10 protein-coding genes and 1 pseudogene are annotated in these 7,500 nt (G+C 69.1%); all 11 read left to right on the top strand.

What is annotated here, in order from left to right; translation table 11 throughout:
- Positions 1–1,387 (top strand): annotated as a pseudogene (locus ACFWF3_RS16980) (hypothetical protein); the annotation flags it as partial.
- Positions 1,384–2,166, top strand: a complete 783-nt coding sequence (locus ACFWF3_RS16975; protein WP_379314403.1) for an ESX secretion-associated protein EspG — start codon at positions 1,384–1,386, stop codon at positions 2,164–2,166. The pseudogene ACFWF3_RS16980 and the gene ACFWF3_RS16975, both read left to right, overlap by 4 nt.
- Positions 2,167–2,195: 29 nt before the next feature.
- Entirely contained in the window at positions 2,196–2,528 is a 333-nt protein-coding gene (locus ACFWF3_RS16970) for a hypothetical protein (protein WP_378993630.1), read from the top strand.
- 25 nt (positions 2,529–2,553) lie between these two features.
- Positions 2,554–2,850 carry a YbaB/EbfC family nucleoid-associated protein gene (locus tag ACFWF3_RS16965; RefSeq protein ID WP_378993629.1) on the top strand — a complete coding sequence of 99 codons (297 nt, stop codon included), beginning with the start codon at positions 2,554–2,556 and terminating at the stop codon, positions 2,848–2,850.
- Positions 2,851–2,950: 100 nt separating this feature from the next.
- Complete coding sequence (locus ACFWF3_RS16960) at positions 2,951–3,262, top strand: type VII secretion target (protein ID WP_378632320.1); 312 nt, start codon at positions 2,951–2,953, stop codon at positions 3,260–3,262.
- A 32-nt stretch (positions 3,263–3,294) separates the two neighbouring features.
- Positions 3,295–4,629, top strand: a complete 1,335-nt coding sequence (locus ACFWF3_RS16955) for a hypothetical protein (RefSeq protein ID WP_379314402.1) — start codon at positions 3,295–3,297, stop codon at positions 4,627–4,629.
- A 28-nt stretch (positions 4,630–4,657) separates the two neighbouring features.
- Positions 4,658–4,960: a PE family protein gene (locus ACFWF3_RS16950; protein ID WP_379314401.1), complete on the top strand. Its 303-nt coding sequence runs from the start codon at positions 4,658–4,660 to the stop codon at positions 4,958–4,960.
- Complete coding sequence (locus ACFWF3_RS16945; RefSeq protein WP_379314400.1) at positions 4,960–5,940, top strand: PPE domain-containing protein; 981 nt, start codon at positions 4,960–4,962, stop codon at positions 5,938–5,940. The genes ACFWF3_RS16950 and ACFWF3_RS16945 overlap by 1 nt, the downstream gene beginning before the upstream one ends.
- Positions 5,937–6,728: an ESX secretion-associated protein EspG gene (locus ACFWF3_RS16940; protein WP_379314399.1), complete on the top strand. Its 792-nt coding sequence runs from the start codon at positions 5,937–5,939 to the stop codon at positions 6,726–6,728. The genes ACFWF3_RS16945 and ACFWF3_RS16940 overlap by 4 nt, the downstream gene beginning before the upstream one ends.
- A gap of 42 nt (positions 6,729–6,770) precedes the next feature.
- Positions 6,771–7,100 carry a WXG100 family type VII secretion target gene (locus ACFWF3_RS16935; RefSeq protein ID WP_378993625.1) on the top strand — a complete coding sequence of 110 codons (330 nt, stop codon included), beginning with the start codon at positions 6,771–6,773 and terminating at the stop codon, positions 7,098–7,100.
- 31 nt (positions 7,101–7,131) lie between these two features.
- Positions 7,132–7,425, top strand: a complete 294-nt coding sequence (locus ACFWF3_RS16930; protein WP_378632332.1) for a WXG100 family type VII secretion target — start codon at positions 7,132–7,134, stop codon at positions 7,423–7,425.
- Positions 7,426–7,500: the final 75 nt, after the last annotated feature.

The following is a 7,500-nucleotide window of genomic DNA, read 5'->3' as shown; positions in this document are numbered from 1 at the left end:
GGGTAGAAGCGCCGGCATGGCCAAGACGCCGCTGCCGCCCACGGTCGTCCAGTTTCCGGCGGTGGCGACCGCGGTCAACCTGCCGAAGATCCTGTCCGACGGCAAAACCTTCGATCCGGCCGGAATGAAGGCGGAGGGCCCCGGCGGCTACAACTACAACGAACTTCAGGCGATCATGAATTCCCTGTCGACGGTTCCCGGGAATCTGGCTCACACCGCGTTGTATTGGGGCAGATTGGCAGGCTGGCTCAAAACGGGTTTCGACGACCTGAACGCCAAAGTTGAAGCGAGCAAGAAGAGCTGGACCAGCCCGGGCGGCGCCACGCGCGCCATGTCGGCGATGTCGGCCTATCACGAGGCCAACGGACTGCTGGTCGATCAGACCAAACAGGTGGCCGCCGCACTCGATTACACCGTCGGCTGGGTCAACGCCACCTCCAAGGGGCTGGCGACCGCGCTCATGTTGCCCCGGTGCTACTCCGATCCCAACGGCTCGCAGGCACAGGCCGACAAGGAGGCCTGCGCGAAGAACGGCCGCCAGGTCATGTGGAACACCTACGTTCCCGGACTCAACAGCACCACGAGCCACATTCCCACGCTGCCCGATCCGACCGCGCCGTCCTCCGGGGACGGAACCGGCAACGGGAACGGAAACGGCAACGGGAACGGAAATGGGAACGGCTCCGGAAACGGCAGCGGGAGCGGCTCCGGTTCGGGGAGCGGATCGGGTTCGGGCGACACCTCCGCCGCGTTCAAGAAAGCCATGGCGGAGCTGCAGGAGCAGAAGTCCGGTAGCCAGCTGGGTAATGGCAGCGGGGATACCACGGGCAACGGCTCGCCGGGGTCGACCGGTTCGACAGGATCGACGGGGTCGTCCTCGACCGATCAGCTGACCTCGGCCCTGCAATCCGGTCTCGAACAGGCCAGTTCCGCCGCGCAGTCGGCTGTGGAACAGGCGACCTCGGCCGCGGAACAGAGTGCCCTGGCGGGTATTCCGAGCTCCGCGGCGCTCGGTTCCCTGCAGGACCAGGCCAAGAAGGCGCTCAGCGCGGCGAGCAAGGGCGGCGGTGGCGGCGGTGGCTCGGGTTCCGGCGGTGGTGGCGCCGGTGCGGGCGCCGCGCCGCTATCGCCGAGCCTGGACAGCGCGTCCAAGCTGTTCCCGCGGGCTTCGGCCACCACAGGGATGGAGGGCTTCCGCACGGGCGTCGCGTCGTCGGCGGCCGGTTCGCCGATGGGTGGTATGCCGATGTCGCCGATGGGTGGGGCCGGCGGTGGTCAGGGCCAGCAGAAGGAACACAAGCGGGCCGACTACCTCGACTCGACGACCCACTTGGACGAAGCGCTCGGTGACGCGCCGATCGTCGCGAGGCCGGTGGTGGAACAGTGACGCCCACCTGGGAATTCACCGGCGACGAGTTCGATGCGCTGTGGGCAGGCATCGACGAGGAGTACATGCCGGACCCGTTCATCCACAGCAGTGAGCCGAGCACCTCCGAGGCGGCGGAGTTCACGCTGAAACACAACTGGATGACGATCAAGCAGCGCTGGGGGCACGAGCTCGACGACATCATCGACGTGCTCACCCATCCCGATATCCGGCTGATCGTGCGCGGCTACGGCGGCGGCGAGCGACTCACCGATCCCGCGTTCTCGGTGCGCATGCTCGCGGCGCGCAAGGGCGACGTGGGCTATCTGGTGCGCCAGCGCCCCGGCCGCACCCTGTACCACGCTGAGGGATTCGTGATCACCCGCCATGACGCGCTGTCTCTCGGTGACGTCGTCGCAGGCCACCTGCCCCCGGCGGAAGCGGGGCGCGGCCAGGAGATCCGCCTCGACGAACCGGCCGACGACCAGCTCGATCACTCCTACGGCCGCTCGCTGGTTCAGCACTACGACGACGATGCCGCGGTGCGGACGCTGACCTTTCAGCAGGCGCCGCTCGACCGCGACGGTTTCATCGACATCGAGCAGGGCTGGTCGCGATTCGGTCCGCGCGGCATCGTGCGCTTGCGGCTGGGCTGGCGCGACCTGACCGACGACGGTCGCTACGTGCTGGTGCCCGGCACGCCGCGGGTGGCGGTCGGCGCCGATCGCAGGCGGGTGGTGTCGCTGATCAACACTCAGATCGCCGAAGTTGTCAGAGCCATCAGGGACGATCGGGCGTAATGATGCCGGGCCAGACGGAAGGGGGAGTCGTGGACGAGTTTCCGACCGAGTTCAGCGCGTCGTCGGTGACGGGCGCGATCGTGGTGCGTACCACCGAGCAGGGGCTGCCGGTGGGGATCACGGTGGATCGCGAACAGGTCCGCCGCGACCCCGCCGAGCTGGCCGCCGAGATCCTGCGGTTGTGCCAGAAGTCGGCCAAGCGGGCGGGTCTGGCACGGCGTAATCAGCTGGCGGAGGCGGGGTTCGACCCGGCGCTGCTGGCGGCGACGGGACTGCCCACCGAGACCGAGGTCGCGGCGGCGGAGATCGTCGAGGAGCAGGAATACGACACCGAGCCGGACAGCTGGCTGCGGTCGGTCTAGCGAGCGAAGAGGGGAGGACAAGGCGATGGTCGAGACCATGGACGAGCTGATCGCGAAGGTGCAGGGTCAGCTCTATCGGTTGCAGGATCTGGCCGATGCCACCAATGGCATCCGGGCGCAGGAGGTTTCGCCCGACGGCGCGGTGACGGTGACGGTCGACGGTGCGGGCGCGCTGGTCGGGCTCGAGTTCAGCGCGGCGATCGCCAAGTTGTCACCGGCGGATTTCGAGCGGGTGCTGGTACAGACCGCGCAGGCCGCCGCGCACCGCGCCTTCGGTGAGCGAGCCGAGCTGGTAACGGCGTACAACCGGGCCGGTACGTGAGATTCAACTGATCTTCACCGCAGATTTGTGTGGTGTCAGGGCCGGACGGGTAGATAAAGTAACGAAACACCATGGGCTGTTTCGAGATTGGACGATAGCCATGAACCATGTTGCGGTAGTTCCGGACGCAGTTCGTGCGTACGCGGGTGCCTCGGCCACGATGGCGGCGGGGGTCGCCCAGGCAGGCGCGGTCGACCAGGTCGCCACGATGGCCGCCGCGGTGCCCGTGTTCGGCCTGATCGGCCAGGAATTCCTGATGTCGTTCGCGTACGCGCAGGCCAACCACCTCACCTCGGTGGCCCAGCTGGCCGCGGTGCACGCGGGTACCGCGTTGACCGCCACCCAGGCCGCCGCTACCTATGAGGGCGCCGACGGCGCGTCCAAGCTGGGTATCTCGGCGGTCGATCAGTAGCGATGACGTATCCAGGGGGAGATTCGGCCGGCGTGGCAGCGTCGGTCGATCCGACTGTGCTCGAGGTGCTGCGCGGTAGTTCGTTTGCGCCGATGCTCGATCAGCCGGTGAGCCAGGTGCTCGGCTCGATGGGGTTGCCGCAGCTGCCGCAGCTGCCCGAGTTCATCCAGCTGCCGGAAATGCCCGCGCTGCCGACGATCGATCTGACGGCGCTGATGCAGCCACTCACCGAGCTGGCCTCCGCGTTCGGCACCGGTGCGCTCGGCAGTACCGGCGCGACCTCGGGCACCGGTACGTCGAGCAATCCCGCTGAGGCACTGACGAATATCTCCTCGGTGCTCGAGACCGTGATGTCGCTGGGCTCGACCGCGCTACAGACGGTGATGCAGCTGTGGCAGAGCGCCGCGGCGACGGAGGCGACCACCAAGGCGACCGCGGCGCAGTCCGACGGCGCCAAGCTCGCCACCCAGAGCACCCAGGAGAAGGCGGTGCTCGCCCAGGCGGCGGGCAATGTCGCGGTCGGCGGCGCGAAGCTGGCCGCGGTGATCGCCCGGTACTCGGCCACCCTGGCGCTCGCTCCGCTCTACGTGCTCACTCCGGGTGGTCAGGCGGTGCTGATCGCGGCGACCATGGAGGCGATGGCGGAGGGTCTGGCGATCACGGCCGAGACCAAGGCCGAGATGGTGGCGCGCAGCGGCGAGATGGTGCAGGCGGGTGAGAAGGTCGAGGTGACCAACGCGCCGTCCGGCGTCGACGCGGGCAGCGAGTCGCTGAGCCAGCTGATGAGCCTGATCACGCCGTTGATCAGTACCGCGAGCACCGCGGTCTCCTCGCTCGGTTCGCTTGCCGAACAGGTGAGTTCGCTGTCGACCAGTACCACCGGCTCGACGACCACCGGTACCGAGATCTCCGCGACCGGTGAGGAATCCGCCGAGGAGCTGGCCGCCGCGAGTGGCGGTGCCGGCGGAGGCGGCGCGATCGGTGGGGTCGGTGCGATCGGCGGCGTCGGGTCGTCGTCGTCACCACTGAGTCCGTGGCAGGGCGGTCGCGCCAGTGGTCTGTCCACTGTGGGTGCCACCGGTGCGGTCGGCGGCGCGGGCGGCACCACCTCCGGCGGCGCGAACACGACCACGGCATCGGCAGGCGGCTCGTCGCCGGGAATGATGCCGATGGGCGGTGCCGGCGCGGGCATGCCGATGGCGCGCGCGGTGGAGGGCGGCGGCAACGAGGCCGTGCACTCGCAGCTGGTCACCGGAAACCACGGCGACGAAGTCGTCGGCCAGATCGCGGGGGTGGCGACCCCGGTCGTCGGCGCCGCCGAACCGGTGGTCACCGATGCTCCGCCGGACAAAGAACTCTCACTGTGACGCGGCACGACCATGACAGGAGTGGCAGATGAGTAACACCTTCGAATTCGATTCGGCCGCGGCGAGCAAAGCCGCGGCAGCGCTGGACGGCATCGCCGACCGGCTCACCACCGAACTGACCGCCGTGGTACCGGCGTTGCACGTGGCACCGGCCGGTACCGAGGAGGTGTCGGTGCGTGCCGCGAACACGGCCAACGGCGTCGCCGACGACTACCTGACCAGCGCCGAGGCGGGTGCGCACGAGATGAACAAGCTCGCCGCCACCTTGCGCGCGCAGGTGAGCGAGTTCGACCAGATGGAAACCGACAACACCAGCGGCTTCAACGGATAATGATCGAACCACCGCAGCCCGGCTTCACCGGAGTGGTGTGGGAGGCGCGCGAGCCCGACAAGCTCGCCACCGACCTCACCGCCGGTGCCGGACCGATGCCGATGGCCGACGCGGCCGCCGCCTGGACGCGGCTCGCCGCGGCCTTCGGCGCGGCCGTGCTCGACTACGAGCAGGTGCTGCAGACTTTGCGTGGTTCCTGGAAGTCCGGGAGCAGCGAGCTCGTGTGGGAACGGATCTCGACGCTGCGCGAGTGGTTGCTCGAGACCGCGGCGGCCGCGACCGCCAACGCGGCCAGGATGCAAGCCCAGGTCCTCGCCTACGAGGTGGCGGCCATCGCCATGCCCAATACCGCCGACATCGCCGCGATCACGGCGATGCAGCAGGCACTGGAACAGGTCGGCGCCGCCCTCGGTGCGCCGATCAAGGCCATCGCGGCGCAGACCGACGCCGATGCCGACATGGCCAAAGCCGTTGCCTCCCGGGTGATGCGCAGCTACGAGGCGGCCACCGAACCGCTGGCGACGCCGTGGTTGCACGCGCCGCCACCGCCGATCGCCCCGGAAGCCGCGCTCACCGGCGAGAAGTCGGGTCAGAGCGCGTCGCCGACGCCGAGCGCCGGGGCGATGCCCGGGATCGGCGCGATCGGCCTCGGCGCGCTGCCGTCGATGCCGACTCCGGTCCAGACCGCTTACCGCGCACCGACTTTCGTTCAGTCAGCGACCACGGTCGGAGCCACGACACAGGCGGCGCCGGTCACCACCACCCCGGCCGGGCAGTCGGCGCCGCTCGTCCCCGGCGCGATGGCGCAAGGCGGCGGCCAGGACTCGGCTGCCCGCTTCCCGCGCGCGGGCCTGGCCTACGAGGAGTCCGACCAGCTGGTCGCCGAAGGCGAGATCCAGGCCGCGCCCGCGGTGCTCGGCGTCGCCGAGCGCGCCGCCGCGCAGACCGGCGGCACCGCCACCGCGGAGGGACGGCCATGACCACGCTCACCAACGACGCGCTGCTCGCCGTCGCCGACCGGCTCGGTGTGCAGACCCTGCCGCTGGTGCTCGCCGTCGGCCCGCAGCAGGACACCTTCGACGCCTGGCGCGCGGCCCGCGACGCCGCGGTCGCCGAACTCACCGCCACCGGCATCTTCGACAGCTACGGCGATGTCGAACCCGATTTGGCGGGCGCGCTGCACACCCTGGCCCAACCCGACGCCGAACTCGTCGCCCGTGGCTACGGTGACGACGGCAGGCGGCGAATCTGCCTGGCCCGCCGCGGTTCCGGCCACGCCAGCGCGGTACGCACCGGCGAGACCTTCGAGATCGCCACCGATGCCATCGACGGATCCGACCGCGAACTCGCCCGCCTGCTACTGGCCGCGCTGCCGACCTGCGCGCCCGCCGAGGTAGCGCCGGTGAGCGTCGCTGCCGACGACCTGGCGGCGCGTCTCGACGCGGCCGGCACAACTTCCCAGTACGTGGACGCGATGTATGCGCTCGGTATCGACGCGCACCAGGCGACCGTGCTCGGCGCGGCCTTCGGCACCTGCCATGGCTACACCGAGATCGTCGCCGTAGTCCACCACGACGGGCTGACCACCCGAGCCCCTGGCGCGGTCGCGGTGTACGACACCGCGCGCGGCCGGATCGTCGTAGCGCCGATGACGGCGCCCGACGGGCAGGTGTGGTCGACCATCACGCCGGGCACCGATCACCGCCTCACGCAGGCGATCGGTGCGCTCCTCGAGGGGCTTCCCGGTGGGGGGTGGCGGCCAGATTAAGCCATCTCTCGTTTCAACCATCAAGTAGGAAAGGTTCGGCACATGCCCCCTCAGGGACCAGTAGGTGTAGAAGCAGGCGGCGTAGACGGCGTCGTCTCCAAGCTCGAAAGCAGCATCGGCAACCTCCGCACGTCGGTCGGCCAGATCGATGACGCCGCCCAGGCCGTGCTCCGCGGCTGGAAGGGTGACGCCTCCGACGAGTTCGTGAAGGTCGCCCAGGCCTGGCACGACGAGTCCGATGCACTGAACAAGAAGTTCGACCGGCTCACCGAAGCGGTCAGCTCCGGCAAGTCCACCCTGGTGAACATGGACGGCCAAGGCCTGTCCGGTGGCGGTTCCACCGGCGGTGGCGGCGGCTACACCAACCTCTGACCGCGATTCAGACACGAACAGGAACTGAGCTATGACCATTCTTTATGATCCCGCGGCGATGAACGAGCTGTTCAGCGACCTGCAGACCTACGGCGGGAAGATGAAGGGCGAAATCGACGAACTCGAGGGCGCCGCTTCGGATTTCCGCAACAACCTGCAGGGTGACCAGGCGATCTCGACCTTCGACACCGCGCACAAGAACGTCACCACCGAGCTGACCGACACGCTCGACAAGCTCGACAAGCTCGCCGCTCAGGTCGAGTCCGCGCTGAACCGCGCGCTCGAGGCCGACGGCAAGGTCGGCGACGGTTTCGCTGATTTCTAGGAGCTGAGTTATTGGAGCGCTGGCGCGCTCGAGCGCGGCCCCTGAGGGGCCACCCGAAAAACGGGGCGGGACTCG

This window comes from Nocardia sp. NPDC060220, from assembly GCF_042727815.1.
Taxonomy (GTDB): Bacteria; Actinomycetota; Actinomycetes; order Mycobacteriales; family Mycobacteriaceae; genus Nocardia.
This window is presented reverse-complemented; position numbering and strand designations above follow the sequence as displayed.